This is a genomic window from Faecalibacterium faecis (assembly GCF_040096475.1).
GTDB lineage: Bacteria > Bacillota > Clostridia > Oscillospirales > Ruminococcaceae > Faecalibacterium > Faecalibacterium taiwanense.
Window position 1 is genome coordinate 1 of record NZ_JBBMEP010000034.1, and the last position, 16,739, is coordinate 16,739.

Consider the following 16,739-nt stretch of genomic DNA (forward strand, 5'->3'; position numbering starts at 1 on the left):
GGCTTCCAGAAGGTTTGCCAGCCGCTTCTCCGTGTCCCTGAGCTGGTCTTTCAGGACAGGCAGCCGGGTGTTCTCCTGCTGCTGGGCATCCATGACCAAATCTATCAGCCGTTCGATGATTTCATCGCTAAAAATCACCTTAATGGCGGTGTCCACCACGAACCGCTCCAGCGGCTCCTTGCGAATGGCTTTCAGGTCACAGTGCGCCTTGCCATGGCGTTTGGCGTTGCCGCACTTGTAGTAATAGTAGGTGTTTCCCATGTGGCTGGTGCCGCTTTCGCCACCCATCAGGGTGCCGCACTTGCCACAGAACAGCTTGGTGGTCAGCAGATAGCTCACATCCTCTTTTGCAGGCCGACCATGGGCGATCTTGTTTTGCTCGAAACGCTGCTGCACCCGGTCGAACAAGTCCTTGTCAACAATGGCCGGAATGCCGCCCGGCGTCACAATGTCCTTGTAGCGGTATTCGCCGATGTAGCGGCGGTTGCGGAAGATCTGGAAGAAGCTGTTCTTCACGAACGGCTTCCCGGTGCGGGTACGCAGGCCGCGCTCGTTCAGGGAGGCGGCAATCTTCTCGGCCGGTTCGCCGTCGGCATACCGACTGAAGATCTCCTGCACGATGGGAGCCGTCTCCGGGTCGATATGGTACAGCCTGTCCTCCTTGCCAATGGTGAAGCCCAGCGGCACCACACCGCCGTTGTACTTGCACTGGAGGGCATTTTCGCGCTCACCGCGCGCCACTTTCAGGGCAAGTTCGGCGGAATAGTATTCCGCCATGCCAATCAGCATACTCTCCACCATAATGCCTTCAGGCCCCTGCGAGATGGGTTCCATGGCAGACACCAGATGGACACCGTTCTTTTCCAGCTGGTACTTGTAGTTCACGGCATCGAATCGGTTCCGGGCAAAGCGGTCCAGCTTCCAGACCAGAACCACATCGAAGATTTTCTTCGCGCTGTCCTTAATCATCCGCTGAAAGTCCGGGCGGTCATCCGTTTTGGCAGAGTAGGCACGGTCAATGTAGGTGCCGACCACGGTGATGCCGTTCTTCTCGGCGTAGTCCTTGCAGTCGCGCAGTTGTCCTTCAATGGACGCTTCTCGCTGGCTGTCAGATGAATAGCGGGCGTAGATCACGGCGATCATGGTTGCACCTCCTTGGCGTGTATTCGACTTGCCTTTATAGTATCGGGTCAAGCGCAGCTTGTCAACAATCTGCGAGCAGATTGAAATGTGAAAATTGCGAAACGCAGCGAAAAAGGTGAGAGCAAGAATCGTCCCGTGGCCACAAATTTTCAATTCTTGAAAATTCTTGCCCCTTTGGGACAGCTTCTTGTTGGGGCGTGCCTGCCCCAAACCCTGCTGGGAACGAGTACGGCAAACTGGAATTGTTTACTTCTTCATCTTAGGCGCAATAAGCAGCACGACTGTCACAAGAACATACAAACCATACAGTAACCAAGTAATGGTATTGTTCCAAGGAAAACTCATTTCTGGATGGTTCACCGCAAACATTATAAATGCAACAGCTATAATCAGCATTACCAAACCGACGATTCTTGATGCGCTCTTTTTCATGTAAATCACCTCGCCAAATTTTGATTTGTTGAACTAAGCCGAGTATACCATACTCTCCAATGAAAGAACACCCCGATATAGTGAAATTTTGCCGTTTTCCTGCGTACGTGCGTACACACTCCACAGGAATTCTAAGGAGCCTGCCCCCTTAGCACACGGACTTTGGAACAAAGTCTAGTGTGTTACACCTTGCCAGAGGTGTACAGGCTCCCGGTACGCACGTACGCAGCAATTGCCCTCAATGCGCCATATAGGTGGCGATCAAGTTCGCACAAAGCGAACTTGATTCCTCAAAGCAAAAGGCAGGATACCACCGTCATAGTGATACCCTGCCTTTGCTCGTTTAACGCTCTGTGGAGTCCTTCCGCAGAACTTCCGATAAACAAAAAACGTACCCGAACCCTTTTTCGTAAAGAATCGGGTTCGAGTACGAACTGTATGGTGGGCCAGCCAGGACTTGAACCCGGGACCAAGCGGTTATGAGCCGCCAGCTCTGACCAACTGAGCTACTAGCCCGCATATTCTGCGCTGCGGCACTTACAAGTATACCAAAAACAGCGCAAAATGAAAAGCATTTACACAAAACTTTATTTGGTGCGATGGGCATCCAGCTTCTGCTGCATAAAACGATCAAGCATTTCCTGCGGGAACAGTGGCTCCTTGTAGCCAAAGGCTTCGCGGATGAAGATCAGGGTCACTACGGTCTGACGACCGGGGTCCAGCCGAAGGGTATACAGGGTGTCCAGCGGCTGCTGGGTGGGCTGGTGCAGGGTGAGATGCAGCAGAAAGCCGCCGTCCTTTTCCCGGCGGCACTCGTACACGAACTCGTCGGCGTCCCTGTGCTCGTCCAGCCGGTCGAAGCACTCGTCCAGCGGCAGGTCGGTGCGGAACTCCGAAAGGCCGGCGGGGCCGTACTGGCTGCGGCGGGTATTCTCGCGCCGGGACAAAAGAAAAACGATCACGCCAAGTACGGCGGCAAGCAGGACAATGGAAACTGCGGCGTTCATGAAGATCCTCCTGAAGAGTTTTTCTTATTGTAACACAACCCGCATACTTTTGTGCTATAATATTTTTAATTCTTTGAAAATTTTGTCAGGAGCCTGCGCACTGCTGCAGGCGGGAGGAACACAATGAAGCTCAAATTTACACGCAAGACCTGGTACTTTTTCCTGCTGGCGGCAGCGGCAATGTCCATGCTGGGCGGCTTTGCCGTGCTGGGCGGCATGGATTTTTCGGGGCTGGAACTGATCGTGTTCTGCATCACCGGCATTGCAGTGCTGTTTTTGGCCGCACAGAAGGGTGCGCCCGCCAAGGATAAGCGCAGCTACACGCTGGTGTTCGTGCTGCTGATGCTCAGCAAGCTGGCTGCAGGCGGCTGGGCGGGCGACCTGTGCTCGGCACTGGTGTGGCCGGGCCTGCTTGCCATCGAGTACGGCCACGGCAGGCCCATCCAGCGCCCGCTGCAGCTGGTGTGCATCTCGGAAGCGCTGCGGCTTTTATTCTGGCTGCTGACGAAGTATGCGGGCATGAGCGCCCTTGCCTTCTGGACGAACATCATGTTCGTGCTGCTGGCCTGCGCCCGGGGCTGGGCAGCGCTTGTGCTGTATAAGACCCAGGAGGAAACGCTGTGACTCAGCGGCGCAAGTCCAAAAAAACGGAAGCGGAACCGCGCCGTGTGAACCGGCGCACCTTTCTGGCGGGGGCCGGTGCTGCTGTCTGTGTGGGTGCGGGGCTGTGGCTGCGCAGAAAAAAGTTTTCCAAACGGGACAAAACGAAAGCAGAAAAACAGCCTGTTGAGAACCCTGCCCTGCCTGCAGGCGAGTGGCGGGCCGTATGGGTGAGCTATCTGGAATGGGCAGCAATGGATTTTTCCTCGGCGGATGCCTTCCGCGCCGGGTGCGTGCAAATGCTGGAAAACTGCGCGGGCCTTGGGCTGAACACAGTGCTTGCGCAGGTGCGGCCCTTCGGGGATGCACTTTACAAAAGCCAGCTGTTCCCGTGGAGCCACCTGTGCACCGGCGTGCAGGGGCAGGACCCCGGTTTTGACCCGCTGGACATCCTTTTGCAGGAGGCCCACGGGCGCGGCCTTTCGGTGGAAGCGTGGCTGAATCCCTACCGGCTGCGGTCCTCTGCAGCCATGCCGCCGAATCTGGCAGAGAACAACCTTGCCAACACCCACCCGGAATGGGTGTGTGCAGTGGGCGACGGGCTGTATCTGAACCCGGCCGAGCCTGCAGCGGCGGACTATGTGGTGCAGGGCGTGGCCGAGCTTTTGCAGAACTACGCGGTGGACGGCATCCACTTTGACGATTATTTTTACCCTACGACCGAAGAAAGCATCGATGCGGCGCAGTTTGCGGCCAGCGGTGCGGCAGACCTTGCAGCATGGCGGCGGCAGAACGTGACCGCTCTGGTCAAGAAGGTGCACGACACGGTGAAGACTGCAGACCCGACGCTGCGCTTTGGCATCAGTCCGCAGGGGAATCCCGACAACGACCTCAACAGCCAGTACAGCGATGTGACGGCGTGGCTGGCCGCAGGCGGGGAAGAACAGGTGGTGGATTATCTCTGCCCGCAGATCTACTGGGGCTATGGCTACACGCTGCAGAGCGGCAGCACCCGCTTTGCCTTTGAGAACATCGTGCCCGCGTGGCTGGCGTACCCGCGCGCAGAGGGCATGGCCCTGTACTTCGGGCTGGGCGCGTACCGCGTGGGCACCGGTGACGGCGGCGCGAACCCGGATAGCGTGAGCGGCTGGAGCACCGGCGATGTGCTGGCCCGGCAGGTGCAGGACCTGCGCAGCCAGAACGCGGGCGGCTGGGCGCTGTACCGGTACGGCAGTCTGTTTGGTGCAGGTGCACCGGAGCAGGCCGCTGCCGAGTGTGCTGCCCTGCGGGCGGTCACTGGCAAAGAAACGTAAAATCAGGCGGCAAACCGCACAAAAAGAAAAGCCCCGGCGGGGCTTTTCTTGCAGTACGGCACAGGACAAATGTCTTGTACAGCGCCGGAAAATGCGGTATACTATATCTGTATCTGCTCTGTACAAGAACAGGGCGGAGGGATGAAAAACAAAGAGAAGCGCATTGCTTCGTGAGGAAACGTATGAAGATGAAAAAAAGGATCGTTGTGCTGCTGATGGCGCTGGTGCTTGCAGTGGGCCTGATCGGCTGCAAGGACACCCTGCAGAGCATCGTGCACAAGGCATCGGGCACTTCAGACGAAGTGCAGGAAGAGGACACTACCCGCTGGGCCGACCAGACCAGTGATCCGCTGATCATTCAGGGCATTGCAGACTCCTCGGCCAAGTTTGCCACGGCCACGGCGGATGGCTGCCTGTATGCAGTGTTCAACGGCATCTGGAGCCGCCAGACCAGCTACTTTACCGTGCCCTCCGGCACGCTGAGCATTATGGGCTGCGGCACGGCTGAGGGCACCCAGCGGTTCAAGGTGGCCGTGTGGAAAAAGGTGGACGGCGGCGCAGAGTATGTAGCCGACAGCACCTATTATATCCATACCGACGGCACCGACTACCGCTGCACCATCTCCGGGCTGGACCCGGCGGCGCAGTACCGTGTGACCATCTCCTATGACTCCAGCAAGTACTACCTGTACGGCCTGCTGAAGGTGGAGGGCATTGGCTGATGAACACACAAACCAAGAACTCTCTGCTTTTGCTGCTGTGCTCCCTTATTTGGGGCACAGCCTTTGTGGCCCAGAGCGCCGGTTCCGGCATGGGAGCCTACAGCTTTCTGGCCGGGCGCAGCTGGCTGGCTGTACTGGTGCTGATCCCCACGGTGATGGTGTTTGATGCCATCCGCCGCAAAAGCGGCACCGATGCAAAGCCCAAAACTGCTGCCGAGAAGAAAAAGCTGCTGGCGGCAGGCTTTGTGTGCGGCACCCTTCTGTTTGCTGCATCCGCTGCACAGCAGATCGGCATTACCATCAATCCGTCCACGGCAAAGGCCGGCTTCCTGACCGCCATGTATGTGGTGCTGGTGCCGGTGTTCGGCCTGTTTCTGGGCCGTAAGGGCAGTGCGCAGCTGTGGGTGAGCATGGTGGTGGCCGTGCTGGGCCTGTACCTGCTGTGCATGAAAAACGGCTTTGGCAGCATCGAGTCCAGCGACTGGCTCCTGCTGAGCTGTGCTGTGCTGTTCAGCTTCCAGATCATTGCGGTGGACCACTTTTCCCCGCAGGTGGACGGCGTGCGGCTGAGCCTTGCCGAATTTCTGGTGGTGTCGGTGGAAAGCACCGCTGCGGCCCTGCTGTTCGAGACACCTTCCGCAGCGCAGTTCGCGGAGAATGCGCTGCCGATCCTCTACTGCGGCATCATGTCCAGCGGCGTGGCCTACACCCTGCAAATTTTGGGCCAGCGGGACCTGAACCCCGCCATTGCCAGCCTGATCATGTGTCTGGAAAGCGTGTTCAGTGCGCTGGGCGGCTGGCTGCTGCTGCACCAGAACCTTTCTGCCCGGGAAGTCTTTGGCTGCGTGCTGATCTTTGCTGCCGTGGTGCTGGCCCAGCTGCCGCTGGAAATGCTGCACCGGGCAAAAAAGACTACCTGACCTCATGGCGGGCAGAAAGCAGGAGACACAGCTGCGCACGGCAGGCGGCATCCAATACGAGCTGACCCGCAAACGGGTCAAGAACCTGAACATCCGTGTGCGGGAGGATGGCACCGTGGCGGTGAGCATCCCCCTGCGGACAAGTGCAGATGCGGCAGACCGCTTTGTGGCCGCACGCGCCGACTGGGTGCAGCAGGCCCGGGAACGTGCCATGCGGCGCGCAGCGCAGGAAGCGCGGCCTCTGCCGGATAAGGAAACAGCGCTGGCCTATTTTACGGCCATGAGCGATAAGGTCTACCCGGCCTTTGCCGGAGTGCTGGGCGGGCACAAGCCTGTTATCAAAGTGCGCAGCATGACCAGCCGGTGGGGCGTGTGCTTTATGGCAAAACGGCAGATCACCTTTGCTTTGCAGCTGTATCATATGCCCCCGGCGGCGCAGATCTATGTGGTAGTGCATGAGTACTGCCACTTTTTGCAGCCCAACCACAGCCCGGCGTTCTGGGCCGAGGTGGCAAAGCTGCTGCCGGACTGGAAAGCCCGGCGGGCGCTTTTAAAGTGATTAAATAGTGGGAAAGCGGATGCGGGCGGTCACAGACCGGCCCGCATCCGAATTGTAAAACAGGAGGGAAGTTCCCTTGGAAAACGAAAAAAAGTCCGGCGATAAATATTCAAAGCTTGCCGGCAACACATTGATCTTTGCAATTTCCAGCTTTTCGTCAAAGCTGCTCACCCTGATCGTCCAGCCGTTCCTGACCTATGCAATGGCGGAGATCTCCGATCTGGGCCTTTCCAAGATCCTGAGCCAGTACGCGAACCTGCTCATCCCGTTCGTGTCCATGGGCATGTCCAACGCCATCATCCGCTTTGGTCTGGACAAGGGCAACAGCGAAAAACAGGTGTTCACCAACGGCCTGCTGACCATTCTGGGCGGCTTTGGCATTCTGGTGCTGTGCTGGCCCATTGCGCAGTTCCTGCCCGATATGGCACAGTACGGCCTTCTCATTTACATCTATGTGCTCATGAGCTGCCTGCGCACCCTGTGCACCCAGTTCGTGCGCAGTCGCCAGTGGAACAAGCTGGTGGCCGTGGACGGCGTGCTGTGCACCGTGGCCACCATGGCTTTCTACGTGCTGTATCTGGTGGGCTTCAAGTGGGGTGCCAACGGCTACCTGCTGGCCATCATCAGCGGCGACCTTTCCAGTGTGCTGTTCCTGATGTTCACCGGCAAGCTGTGGAACTATGTGGAGCTGAAGGGCATCAACAAGGATCTGTGGAAGCAGATGCTGCGCTTCTCGCTGCCCATGATCCCGGCACAGATCAGCTTCTGGATCATCAACGCATCCGACCTGTTCTTTGTGCGTGAGATGTGCAACGGTCTGGACGGCCGCGACGGCAATGCATGGAGCGGCCTGCTTTCCACCGGCTATTTCCTGCCCACCATCCTTACTACGCTGGGCCTGATCTTCTACGATGCATGGCAGCTCTCCGCTGTGACCGAGGAAGAGGGCCGCGCAAAGTTCTTTACCAAAATTTTCCGCACCTATTCCAGTGTGCTGTTCTGCTGCGCAGCCGGTATCATCTGGCTGTGCCGCCCGGTGATGCACATTATGAAGTCCAACTACTACTACGCATGGCACTTTGTGCCCTTCCTTGTGCTGGCTTCCACCTGCAGCTGCTTCAACCAGTTCATGAACAGCGTGTATGTGGTGAATAAAAAGTCCACCCGCAGCATGATCACCATGATGGCGGGTGCTGTGAGCAACTGCATCATGAACTACTTCTTCATCAAGTGGTGGGGGCCTGTGGGCGCTACCTATGCGTCCTTCCTTGGCCTTGCGCTGGTGTTCACCCTGCGCGCCATCGATGCCCACCGTATGATCGGGATGCAGGTACATCCGGGCCGCGTGCTGGTGAACGCCGCCGCGCTGGTGATCGAAGCCTTTGTGCTGCTGGCCGAAACGCCGCTCTATGGCCTGTGGACCGGAATCATCACGGCGCTGATCATCCTGTACAACTTTGCCGGTGTGTGGGCCATGGCCCGTGTCCTGCTGCCCAAGCTTCTGGGCCGCCGCGGCAAGGCACTGGTAAATGTGATCGACGGCTGGATCGCACCCAAGAAAGCATAACAGCATAACTGAAAATAAACGCAGAAAGTCCCCGGAACGCTGGTTCCGGGGACTTTTTCAGCAATCGGGAAAACTTTCAGTGCCGGGCATTTTTGCCGGTCAGGCTGGCAAAAGTGCCGCCAGCCATTAGGGCAAAAAGTACCGCCATTCCTCAGAATGACGGTAAAACGGATGCGGCAGATCAGGCAAGATGCTTTTCCAGCCAGCTGCCGATATCTTCAAACACTTCCTGATGGTTCGTTTCCACCAGCAGTTCATGCCGGGCACCGGGGTACAGCTTGCACTCAATGTTCTGCACACCGGCATCTTTCAGGCTCTGGATGGCACGCTGCACGCCCTTGCCCTGTTCGCCCACCGGGTCGGCATCACCAGCCAAGAACAGCAGCGGCAGGCCTTTGGGCATCTTTGCAAGGAAGGCCGGGTCGTGCAGGCGCAGGATACCGCTGAACATGCTGTAGTAGGCGTTCAGCGTAAAGGTAAAGGTGCAGCGTTCGTCGGCCAGATATTTGTCCACCTCGGCCTGATCGCGGTTGAGCCAGTCGTGGGTGGTGCGGCCCTCCAGCCCTTTGTTGTAGCCCATAAAGGACATGTTGGCCACGAACTTGCTGCGGTACTGCCAGCCGTGGAAAGCGGCCAGCACCCGGCAGAGGGTTTTGGCAAACTGCACCAGTGCCTTGGGCTGGAAGCCGGTGCCCATGATGATGGCTCCGTCCAGCTCATGGCCGTATTCGCATAAATACTGCCGGGCATAGAACGAACCCATGCTGTGCCCCAGCAGAAAATAAGGCACGCCCGGGTACAGCTCTTTGGTGCGCACGGTCATGGCGTGCAGGTCGGCCAGAACGGCGCGGTTGCCGTCCGGCTCGGCAAAGTAGCCGTAGTCCGCTTTGGTGCGGATGGAGCCGCCGTGGCCCAAATGGTCGTGGCCGGTAACAAGGATGCCCCGCCCGGCCAGATATTCCGCCAGCGGCTTGTAGCGGTCAATAAATTCCACCATGCCGTGGGACAACTGCAGAACCGCCTTTACTTCACCCTCCGGCACACAGCGGAAGGCATGCAAAGTCCGCCCCGGCACAGTGGACGGGACGGTGAAATCGATCATCTGGCTCATAGCAGAGCCTCCTTTTTGTGTGTTTTACAGTGCACCGATCTTGCGGCGGCAGGCCGGGCAGATGCAGTAGCCCGCAAACTGCACCGAAGACTCATCCACCTCGCCGCAGAAATCGCAGCTGCCGGCGGGCCGATGCTTTTTGAGCACGATGGAGTCGCCATCCACAAAGATCTCCAGCTTGGTGTCAGTGTCCAGATGCATACTGGTGCGCAGCTCCTTGGGCAGAACGATGCGGCCCAGCGCATCGATGCCGCGGACGATACCGGTACTTTTCATAGTATTCCATTCTCCTTTATCCTTTTCCTGTGATAGCCAGTCTGTGACACAATAGGAAAATTGTTCCAGTGGCGCTATGCTCAGTATACAAAAAATAACAGGGTTCGTCAATGATTGCGTGACATTTCGACAAAAAACAACCTTTTATACAACTTCTTCCGTCTTGTTCTCCACACGGGCGCTGGTGCGTCCCTCGGGACGGATCTCTCCAGCGGCAGTCAGTGCGATCTTGGTTAGCGTGGGGCCTGCCAGCTCATACACCAGCACCGAGAACAGCACCACGTTGCGCACCATGTGGCCGTCCGAGAGCTGGGCGGCTGTGGCAGCCATGCCAAGTGCCACACCGGCCTGCGGCAGCAGGGTGATGCCGAGGTACTTCTGGATATCATCACTGCAGCGGGCCCGCGATCAGCGAAAGGGAAGAACGAAAAGGAAAAACGCAGCGCAGCCAGAAAAAACGCATATACGTCCAATATACTATCCGCCCAGACAAAAAGCAACCGGAATACGGCATTTTTGCAAAGATTTTTTGCCGTGTGACAAAAAGAAACTCCTTCCGTCATCGCTGCGCGATGCCACCCATTCCCCTTCTGGCACTTTCGTGCCACCTCCCCCGGCCGGGGGAGTCTTTCTCACGGAGGGAGGCTCTGGCGAGAAGGAGAGGTGTTCCATTCTGCCAAATGCTCCCTCTTTGAGGGAGCTGGCACGGCGTAAGACGTGACGGAAGGAGTAAATTCCAAAGAATCAGTTGAACTTGAAAATCTTGCGCAGCTGGCGGTACACGCCCAGAGTGAGCTTGTCGCTGCCGGGGAACTTCAGGTCGGTCAGACCGCCCAGATTGTAGCGCACGGCGCGGTAAACGCCGGTGCTTACGTGATCCTTGAGGTACTGCCACAGCCCGGTGCGCTTGGCCTTTGCCTCGTCGCTGCCGTCCAGCAGCAGGAAGATGTCGCTCACGGCCATCATCACGGACAGATAGTGCACCATGTAAGCGTGCAGACGTTTCTGATCCTTCAGCTCATCCAGATCCTGACAGTCGATCATGTGCCGGGTGACCCGCAGCTGCTGATCCACCCGCTTTACCATGATGCTCTCGTTCACGCTCTGATCGGCACGGCCAATGAAGTAGCGGTACAGATCCAGATCCATGTAGTACATGCTCTTGACATAGGGCAGGGGCTGGTAGACAAAAATGTTGTCCACATAGAAGGTGTGCTTGGGCAGCACCATGCCGCACTTGCGCAGCACCTCGGTGCGGTACATCACCGAGTGCATCAGGATGTTCTGGTCCGGGCGGAAGTGGCCCACATGGGTCCAGTTGAACAGGCGGTTCTGCGGGAACACGTTGGTGTAGCGCACGGTCAGGGTGGTGTTGTCCTCCACATGCTCGTACACATAGTTGCAGATCATCATGTCCGGCGCGGTGCCGCGGGCCACCAGAGTGGTCAGGCGGGCCAGAACCTTTTTCAGGGCGTCGGTGTCCAGCCAGTCGTCGCTGTCCACTACCTTATAGTACAGGCCGGTGGCGTTGCGGATGCCCTGATTGACGCCCTCACCGTGGCCGCCATTTTCCTGATGGATGGTCTTGACGATGGTGGGATATTTGGCGGCGTACTCGTCGCAGATGGCGGGGGTATCGTCCTTCACGGAACCGTCGTCCACAAGGATGATCTCGGCCTGCTCTCCGGCAGAAAGCAGGGTCTCGATGCAATGGCGCATATATGCCGCCGAGTTGTAGCACGGAACGGCGAAGGTGATGAGTTTCTGCTGCATAAGATGATTGCTCCTTTTTCTATCAACAGTCGGCGCACAAAAAACGCCGGACATGGAGTTATGTGCTCCTATTATATCATTTTCGCGCCTGAAAAGCTATCATTTGCAAAAAAATTACCTTTGACATTTCGTGCTTTTTGCCAAAAAAACGGCTCTGCACCTGCGCAAAAGCCCGGCTTTTGTGGTATACTGATATGGTTTTGAAGACATTGCGCAGAAAAAAACCTATTCTATGATACGGAGGAACCCATGGAAAACCCGCACTCGATCTTAAAAAAGGTATTTGGCTACGACAGCTTCCGCCCCGGGCAGGAGGAGATCGTCAGCCGCCTGCTTGCCGGGCAGGATGTACTGGCGGTGATGCCCACCGGTGCGGGTAAATCCATCTGCTATCAGGTGCCGGCGCTGCTTTTGCCGGGCATCACCATCGTGGTGTCGCCGCTGGTCAGCCTGATGAAGGATCAGGTGGGGGCACTGGTGCAGGCGGGCGTGGCGGCGGCGTTTCTGAACAACAGCCTGAACGATAACCAGAAGGCCCTGATGCTGCGCCGCGCCCGGGAAGGCTGGTACAAGATCATCTATGTGGCACCGGAGCGGCTGGAAATGCCCGGCTTCCAGCGGTTTGCACAGGAGCGGGAGATCAGCATGGTGACGGTGGACGAGGCCCACTGCATCAGCCAGTGGGGACAGGACTTCCGGCCCAGCTACCTGCGCATCAAAGCCTTTGTGGACAGCCTGCCCAGCCGTCCGGTGGTGGGCGCATTCACGGCCACGGCCACCGCCCATGTGCGGGACGACATCCGGGAACAGCTGGCCTTGCAGAAGCCCTACGAGGTGACCACCAGCTTTGACCGGCCCAACCTCTATTTTGAGACCCGGCGCGCCCTGCCCAGCCAGAAGCCGAAGGAGCTGCTGGATCTTGTGCTGAAAGAGGGTGACAACGCGGGCATCGTCTACTGCAGCACCACAAAGCAGGTGGATGAGACTGCCCGCCTGCTGCAGAGCCGCGGTATCCGGGCTGCGGCCTACCATGCCAAGCTGGACGCGGATACCCGGCGGAAGAATCAGGACGATTTCCTCTACGACCGGGTGCAGATCATGGTAGCCACCAATGCCTTCGGCATGGGCATCGACAAGCCCAACGTGCGGTTCGTAATCCACTACAATATGCCCAAGGATGTGGAAAGTTATTATCAGGAAGCAGGCCGTGCAGGCCGCGATGGACAGCCCGCCCGGTGCACGCTGCTCTATTCCGGCACCGATGTGCGCACCATCCGCTTCTTTATTGAAAAGGAGATGGAGGCAGACAACGGCCTGCCCGCCGATGTGAAAGCCGAAGCTGCCCGCAAGGCCGAGGAGCGGCTCAAGTACATGACATTTTATTCCACCACGCAGGACTGTCTGCGGGGATTTCTGCTGCATTACTTCGGCGAAGCTGCACCAAAGAAATGCGGCAACTGCTCCTGCTGTCTGGCCGCAGAGCAGGAAGCGCAGCTGCAGGTGGAGTATTCCCGGCGGCGCGCGGCGGATAATGCCCGCCGCCTGGCCGAGAAGCCGCGCCGCACAAAGGCGGTGGCAGGCGAGCTGAGCGAGTTTGACGAAAAGCTGCTGAATGCCCTCTATGCTCAGCGCAAGCGGCTGGCCGGAAAGCAGAATATCCCGGCCTTTATGGTGTTCAGCGATGCCACCCTGCGGGAAATGGTGGAGAAGAAGCCACTGAGCACCGATGAACTGCTGAATATCAGCGGTGTGGGCGAGAAGAAAGCCGCCCGCTACGGCAATGCCTTCCTGCGCATCATCGAGGATGCCGTGGGCAGCAGAGAGTAAAACAAAAAAGAAAGCGTCCGGTTTTCCACACGTTCCGTTCAGGAAGTGGAAAACCGGACGCTCTTTTCTGTTTATTTTTCCATGGTATGGGTGGCGAATACCTTTTCGTCCTCCCACCACACGGGCTGACCGGCGGCAAGGGTCTTTTTCACATCCAGAAGACGCTGGTTGCTGCTGCCGCGGAACCGCAGGGAGATATCGTGCTTTGCCTGCACGAACTCGCCGTCCACCAGCACATCCAGCAGGCTCAGCAGCTCGTCGGTGGCTTCACACCGGGCAAGACTTGGCTCTTTGCCGGTCAGCTGTTCCCAGGTGTAGCCGGAATAGCACCACACCGTTTTGTTGGGGTACAAGGCCTTGAAGTTGCGCACGAAGGGCAGCAGCTCCCGCTGATTTTCCGGCTCCATGGGTTCGCCGCCCAGCAGAGAAAGGCCCGCGATATAGTCCGGCTGGCAGGATGCAAACACCTCGTTGCGGGTGGGTTTGTCGAAGGGCTGGCCATAGTCAAAGTCCCACGCCACGGCGTTGAAGCACCCCGGGCAGTGGTGGCGGCAGCCGGACACGAACACGCTGGTGCGCACCCCCGGGCCGTTGGCAATGTCATAGTATTTGATGGTTGCGTAGTTCATAATTTTAGCGGCCTAGCCCTCTCAGGCCGCTTCGCGCCCAGCCTGTTCCCCCTTTTGGCTTCGCCATCTTCCCCCGGCGCGGGGGAAGTCTGTCAAAGGGAGAGTCCCTGGCGAAACCACACACTTTGCATGGACTGCCAAGGCCTCCCACTTTGGGGGAGGTGGCATCGCGTCAGCGATGACGGAGAGGGCAAGGATGCTTTCCTTTCTACAAAAAGGTTACAGATGCAGCACGCGGTCCTTGATCTCCTGCGTGCGGCCCTGATTCCAGAATTGGGTGCCGATATAGCCACAGGTGCGGCGGGCAACGTTCAGCTTGTTCTGGTCGCGGTTGCCGCACTTGGGGCACTCCCACACCAACTTGCCGTCATCCTCCACGATCTTGATCTCGCCGTCATAGCCGCACACCTGACAGTAATCCGACTTGGTGTTCAGCTCCGCATACATGATGTTGTCATAGATGAACTGCAGCACACTTATGACGGCTTCCAGATTGTCCTGCATGTTGGGCACTTCCACATAACTGATGGCACCGCCCGGGGACAGGCGCTGGAAGTCGGATTCAAACTTCAGCTTGGTGAAGGCATCGATCTGCTCAGACACATGCACATGGTAGCTGTTGGTGATATAGTTCTTGTCGGTAATACCGGGCACGATGCCAAAGCGCTTCTGCAGGCACTTGGCGAATTTGTAGGTGGTGGATTCCAGCGGGGTGCCATAGAGGGAGTAGTCGATGTTCTCGGCCTTTTTCCAGGCGTTGCACTTGTCGTTCATGTGCTGCATCACGCTCAGAGCAAAGGGCTTTGCACCGGCATCGGTGTGGCTCTTGCCGGTCATATACTTCACGCATTCATACAGACCGGCATAGCCCAGACTGATGGTGGAGTAGCCGCCGAACAGCAGCTTGTCGATCTTTTCGCCCTTCTTCAGGCGGGCCAGCGCACCATACTGCCACAGGATGGGTGCGGCATCGCTGGGGGTGCCCAGCAGTCGCTTGTGCCGTGCCTGCAGTGCGCGGTGGCACAGAGCCAGACGCTCGTCGAAGATCTTCCAGAACTTCTCAAAGTTGCCCTTGGAGGAGAGTGCCACATCCACCAGATTGATGGTGACAACGCCCTGATTGAACCGACCGTAGTATTTGGGCTTGCCGGTCTCGGGGTCCACATAGGGGGTCAGGAAGCTGCGGCAGCCCATGCAGGTGTAGCAGTGGCCTTCGCCGTTTTTGTCCACCTTGAGCTCCAGCATCTTCTTTTCGGAGATATAGTCGGGCACCATGCGCTTTGCGGTGCACTTGGCGGCCAGCTCGGTCAGATAATAGTAGGGAGTGCCGGGGCGGATGTTGTCCTCTTCCAGCACATAGATCAGCTTGGGGAAGGCGGGGGTAATCCACACACCGGCCTCGTTCTTCACGCCTTGATAGCGCTGGCGGATGGTCTCCTCAATGATGATGGCAAGGTCTGCCTTCTCCTGCGGATTGCGCGCCTCGCCCAGATACATGAACACGGTGATAAAGGGGGCCTGACCATTGGTGGTCATCAGCGTGACCACCTGATACTGGATGGTCTGCACACCGCGGTTGATCTCGCTGCGCAGGCGGCGCTCTACGATCTCCTTCTTGCGCTCAGCAGAAACGTCCAGACCGGCCATTTCCACTTCTACCTCAGCGGCGATCTTCTTGCGGGAGACATCCACAAAGGGGGCGAGGTGGGTCAGGCTGATGCTCTGGCCGCCGTACTGGTTGGATGCTACCTGTGCAATGATCTGGGTGGCGATGTTGCAGGCGGTGGAGAAGCTGTGAGGCTTTTCAATATAGGTGCCGGAAATGACGGTGCCGTTCTGCAGCATGTCCTCCAGATTCACCAGATCGCAGTTGTGCATGTGCTGGGCAAAGTAGTCGGAATCGTGGAAGTGGATCAGACCCTCCTGATGGGCCTTGACGATCTCCGGGTCCAGCAGCAGACGGGCGGTGAGATCTTTGGAGATCTCACCGGCCATATAGTCGCGCTGTACGCTGTTCACGGTGGGGTTCTTGTTGGCGTTCTCCTGCTTGACCTCTTCGTTCTGGCACTCGATCAGGCTCAGGATGCGCTCATCGGTGGTGTTGGTCTGGCGCTTCAGGCTCTGCACATAGCGGTAGGTGATGTAGTGCCGGGCCACATCATGTGCCTTGATGTCCATGAGCTGGTTCTCCACCATATCCTGCACTTCTTCCACGCTGACGGCGCGGTTCAGCGCCTGACACTGGTCGGTAACAGCAGCGGCGATCTGGGTGATCTGGTCCTTTGTCAGACGGCTCTGGCCGCTCACAGAATCGCTGGCCTTAGTAACAGCGGTGATGATCTTGGTGATATCAAAGGGGACCTCTGCACCGTTGCGTTTGATGATCTTCATCGGCTCTCCTCCTTAACAAATAAAGCACAGTGTGAACGGGTATCTCTTACAATAAGAGATACCCGTTTTGCGCACACGATATCCAACAAACTGAATGTAGCTCTATTCTATCACTATCTAGTGGCAAGTCAAGGAAAATACCACTACATTTTGCGTTTTGGAGTTTTAGCCAAAATTCATGGATAATTTTCAGGATAAAATCTGAGCCAAGACCTCTTGACAACGCACACCTGTTTCCGAGGTGTAATATCGCAAAATATTATACGGCGAAAGCTTTATAATACATTATATAAGCAAAGAGAAAAGGCATTTGTGCCAAGCTGCACCAAAGCAGCTGCGGCGCATATACCTCACGGTCAGATGCCGTTTCCGGTCATGCGCAAAAAAGAATGGAAAAAACCTGTCAAAAAGTGTTGACAAGGAGGCGGGGGTGTGGTATTATACTTGAGCGCCAAGCGCTGAGGCAAAA

Annotated in this window: 16 protein-coding genes and 1 tRNA gene; 7 read left to right on the forward strand and 10 right to left on the reverse strand. The window is 57.4% G+C overall.

Going from position 1 to position 16,739, the window contains the following annotated elements; genetic code table 11:
* The 4 genes from WMO17_RS12570 to WMO17_RS12585 form a co-directional block, all read right to left on the reverse strand.
* Positions 1-1,143: recombinase family protein (locus WMO17_RS12570; RefSeq protein ID WP_349138265.1), on the reverse strand; the 1,143-nt coding region annotated here is incomplete at its 3' end.
* 246 nt (positions 1,144-1,389) lie between these two features.
* Positions 1,390-1,575 carry a hypothetical protein gene (locus WMO17_RS12575; protein WP_005943483.1) on the reverse strand — a complete coding sequence of 62 codons (186 nt, stop codon included), beginning with the start codon at positions 1,573-1,575 and terminating at the stop codon, positions 1,390-1,392.
* Positions 1,576-2,014: 439 nt separating this feature from the next.
* Positions 2,015-2,091: transfer RNA gene (locus WMO17_RS12580), tRNA-Ile, on the reverse strand.
* 71 nt (positions 2,092-2,162) lie between these two features.
* The gene (locus WMO17_RS12585; RefSeq protein ID WP_044953353.1) at positions 2,163-2,582 is read right to left on the reverse strand and encodes a hypothetical protein; all 420 of its coding nucleotides are present in this window, start codon (positions 2,580-2,582) and stop codon (positions 2,163-2,165) included.
* 123 nt (positions 2,583-2,705) lie between these two features.
* Here WMO17_RS12585 and WMO17_RS12590 point away from each other — a divergent pair, with 123 nt between their 5' ends.
* The 6 genes from WMO17_RS12590 (at position 2,706) to WMO17_RS12615 (ending at position 8,263) form a co-directional block, all read left to right on the forward strand.
* Positions 2,706-3,206 carry a hypothetical protein gene (locus WMO17_RS12590; protein WP_005938897.1) on the forward strand — a complete coding sequence of 167 codons (501 nt, stop codon included), beginning with the start codon at positions 2,706-2,708 and terminating at the stop codon, positions 3,204-3,206.
* Positions 3,203-4,495 (forward strand): glycoside hydrolase family 10-like protein, encoded by a 1,293-nt coding sequence (locus tag WMO17_RS12595; protein ID WP_349138267.1) that lies wholly within the window; start codon positions 3,203-3,205, stop codon positions 4,493-4,495. The genes WMO17_RS12590 and WMO17_RS12595 overlap by 4 nt, the downstream gene beginning before the upstream one ends.
* A 188-nt stretch (positions 4,496-4,683) precedes the next feature.
* A complete protein-coding gene (locus WMO17_RS12600; RefSeq protein WP_349138269.1) occupies positions 4,684-5,217 on the forward strand; it encodes a hypothetical protein in 534 nt (177 codons plus the stop codon).
* Entirely contained in the window at positions 5,217-6,137 is a 921-nt protein-coding gene (locus WMO17_RS12605; RefSeq protein WP_097774139.1) for a DMT family transporter, read from the forward strand. Before WMO17_RS12600 ends, WMO17_RS12605 begins: the two co-directional genes overlap by 1 nt.
* Positions 6,138-6,141: 4 nt before the next feature.
* Positions 6,142-6,696, forward strand: coding sequence for a M48 family metallopeptidase (locus tag WMO17_RS12610; protein ID WP_120020678.1), 555 nt, complete (start codon positions 6,142-6,144; stop codon positions 6,694-6,696).
* Positions 6,697-6,772: 76 nt separating this feature from the next.
* Entirely contained in the window at positions 6,773-8,263 is a 1,491-nt protein-coding gene (locus WMO17_RS12615; protein WP_349138270.1) for a lipopolysaccharide biosynthesis protein, read from the forward strand.
* Between the two features lie 181 nt (positions 8,264-8,444).
* Here the strand turns inward: WMO17_RS12615 and WMO17_RS12620 are convergent, their stop codons facing one another.
* The 4 genes from WMO17_RS12620 to WMO17_RS12635 all read right to left on the reverse strand — a co-directional run bounded on the left by WMO17_RS12620 (position 8,445) and on the right by WMO17_RS12635 (position 11,423).
* Complete coding sequence (locus WMO17_RS12620) at positions 8,445-9,374, reverse strand: alpha/beta fold hydrolase (protein WP_349138271.1); 930 nt, start codon at positions 9,372-9,374, stop codon at positions 8,445-8,447.
* Between the two features lie 24 nt (positions 9,375-9,398).
* Positions 9,399-9,650 carry an AbrB/MazE/SpoVT family DNA-binding domain-containing protein gene (locus WMO17_RS12625; protein WP_005938917.1) on the reverse strand — a complete coding sequence of 84 codons (252 nt, stop codon included), beginning with the start codon at positions 9,648-9,650 and terminating at the stop codon, positions 9,399-9,401.
* Positions 9,651-9,794: 144 nt separating this feature from the next.
* Positions 9,795-9,992 carry a hypothetical protein gene (locus tag WMO17_RS12630; protein ID WP_242702979.1) on the reverse strand — a complete coding sequence of 66 codons (198 nt, stop codon included), beginning with the start codon at positions 9,990-9,992 and terminating at the stop codon, positions 9,795-9,797.
* Positions 9,993-10,394: 402 nt separating this feature from the next.
* The gene (locus WMO17_RS12635) at positions 10,395-11,423 is read right to left on the reverse strand and encodes a glycosyltransferase family 2 protein (RefSeq protein ID WP_349138272.1); all 1,029 of its coding nucleotides are present in this window, start codon (positions 11,421-11,423) and stop codon (positions 10,395-10,397) included.
* Positions 11,424-11,672: 249 nt separating this feature from the next.
* On the opposite strand from WMO17_RS12635, the gene WMO17_RS12640 reads away from it, so the two are divergent.
* The gene (locus tag WMO17_RS12640; protein WP_349138273.1) at positions 11,673-13,250 is read left to right on the forward strand and encodes a RecQ family ATP-dependent DNA helicase; all 1,578 of its coding nucleotides are present in this window, start codon (positions 11,673-11,675) and stop codon (positions 13,248-13,250) included.
* Positions 13,251-13,321: 71 nt separating this feature from the next.
* Here the strand turns inward: WMO17_RS12640 and nrdG are convergent, their stop codons facing one another.
* Together nrdG and nrdD are read right to left on the reverse strand one after the other, a co-directional pair.
* A complete protein-coding gene (gene nrdG, locus WMO17_RS12645) occupies positions 13,322-13,879 on the reverse strand; it encodes an anaerobic ribonucleoside-triphosphate reductase activating protein (protein WP_005938932.1) in 558 nt (185 codons plus the stop codon).
* Between the two features lie 219 nt (positions 13,880-14,098).
* Positions 14,099-16,270 carry an anaerobic ribonucleoside-triphosphate reductase gene (gene nrdD, locus WMO17_RS12650; protein WP_005938935.1) on the reverse strand — a complete coding sequence of 724 codons (2,172 nt, stop codon included), beginning with the start codon at positions 16,268-16,270 and terminating at the stop codon, positions 14,099-14,101.
* Positions 16,271-16,739 lie beyond the last annotated feature (469 nt).

What these genes read in the sequence shown, in the direction of transcription:
- WMO17_RS12605 (WP_097774139.1), top strand. Translation starts at nt 5,217, where the DNA reads ATGAACACACAAACCAAGAACTCTCTGCTTTTGCTGCTGTGCTCCCTT.
- WMO17_RS12625 (WP_005938917.1), bottom strand. Translation starts at nt 9,650, where the DNA reads ATGAAAAGTACCGGTATCGTCCGCGGCATCGATGCGCTGGGCCGCATC.
- WMO17_RS12635 (WP_349138272.1), bottom strand. Translation starts at nt 11,423, where the DNA reads ATGCAGCAGAAACTCATCACCTTCGCCGTTCCGTGCTACAACTCGGCG.
- WMO17_RS12610 (WP_120020678.1), top strand. Translation starts at nt 6,142, where the DNA reads ATGGCGGGCAGAAAGCAGGAGACACAGCTGCGCACGGCAGGCGGCATC.
- WMO17_RS12620 (WP_349138271.1), bottom strand. Translation starts at nt 9,374, where the DNA reads ATGAGCCAGATGATCGATTTCACCGTCCCGTCCACTGTGCCGGGGCGG.
- nrdG (WP_005938932.1), bottom strand. Translation starts at nt 13,879, where the DNA reads ATGAACTACGCAACCATCAAATACTATGACATTGCCAACGGCCCGGGG.
- WMO17_RS12640 (WP_349138273.1), top strand. Translation starts at nt 11,673, where the DNA reads ATGGAAAACCCGCACTCGATCTTAAAAAAGGTATTTGGCTACGACAGC.
- WMO17_RS12600 (WP_349138269.1), top strand. Translation starts at nt 4,684, where the DNA reads ATGAAAAAAAGGATCGTTGTGCTGCTGATGGCGCTGGTGCTTGCAGTG.
- WMO17_RS12575 (WP_005943483.1), bottom strand. Translation starts at nt 1,575, where the DNA reads ATGAAAAAGAGCGCATCAAGAATCGTCGGTTTGGTAATGCTGATTATA.
- WMO17_RS12590 (WP_005938897.1), top strand. Translation starts at nt 2,706, where the DNA reads ATGAAGCTCAAATTTACACGCAAGACCTGGTACTTTTTCCTGCTGGCG.
- nrdD (WP_005938935.1), bottom strand. Translation starts at nt 16,270, where the DNA reads ATGAAGATCATCAAACGCAACGGTGCAGAGGTCCCCTTTGATATCACC.
- WMO17_RS12585 (WP_044953353.1), bottom strand. Translation starts at nt 2,582, where the DNA reads ATGAACGCCGCAGTTTCCATTGTCCTGCTTGCCGCCGTACTTGGCGTG.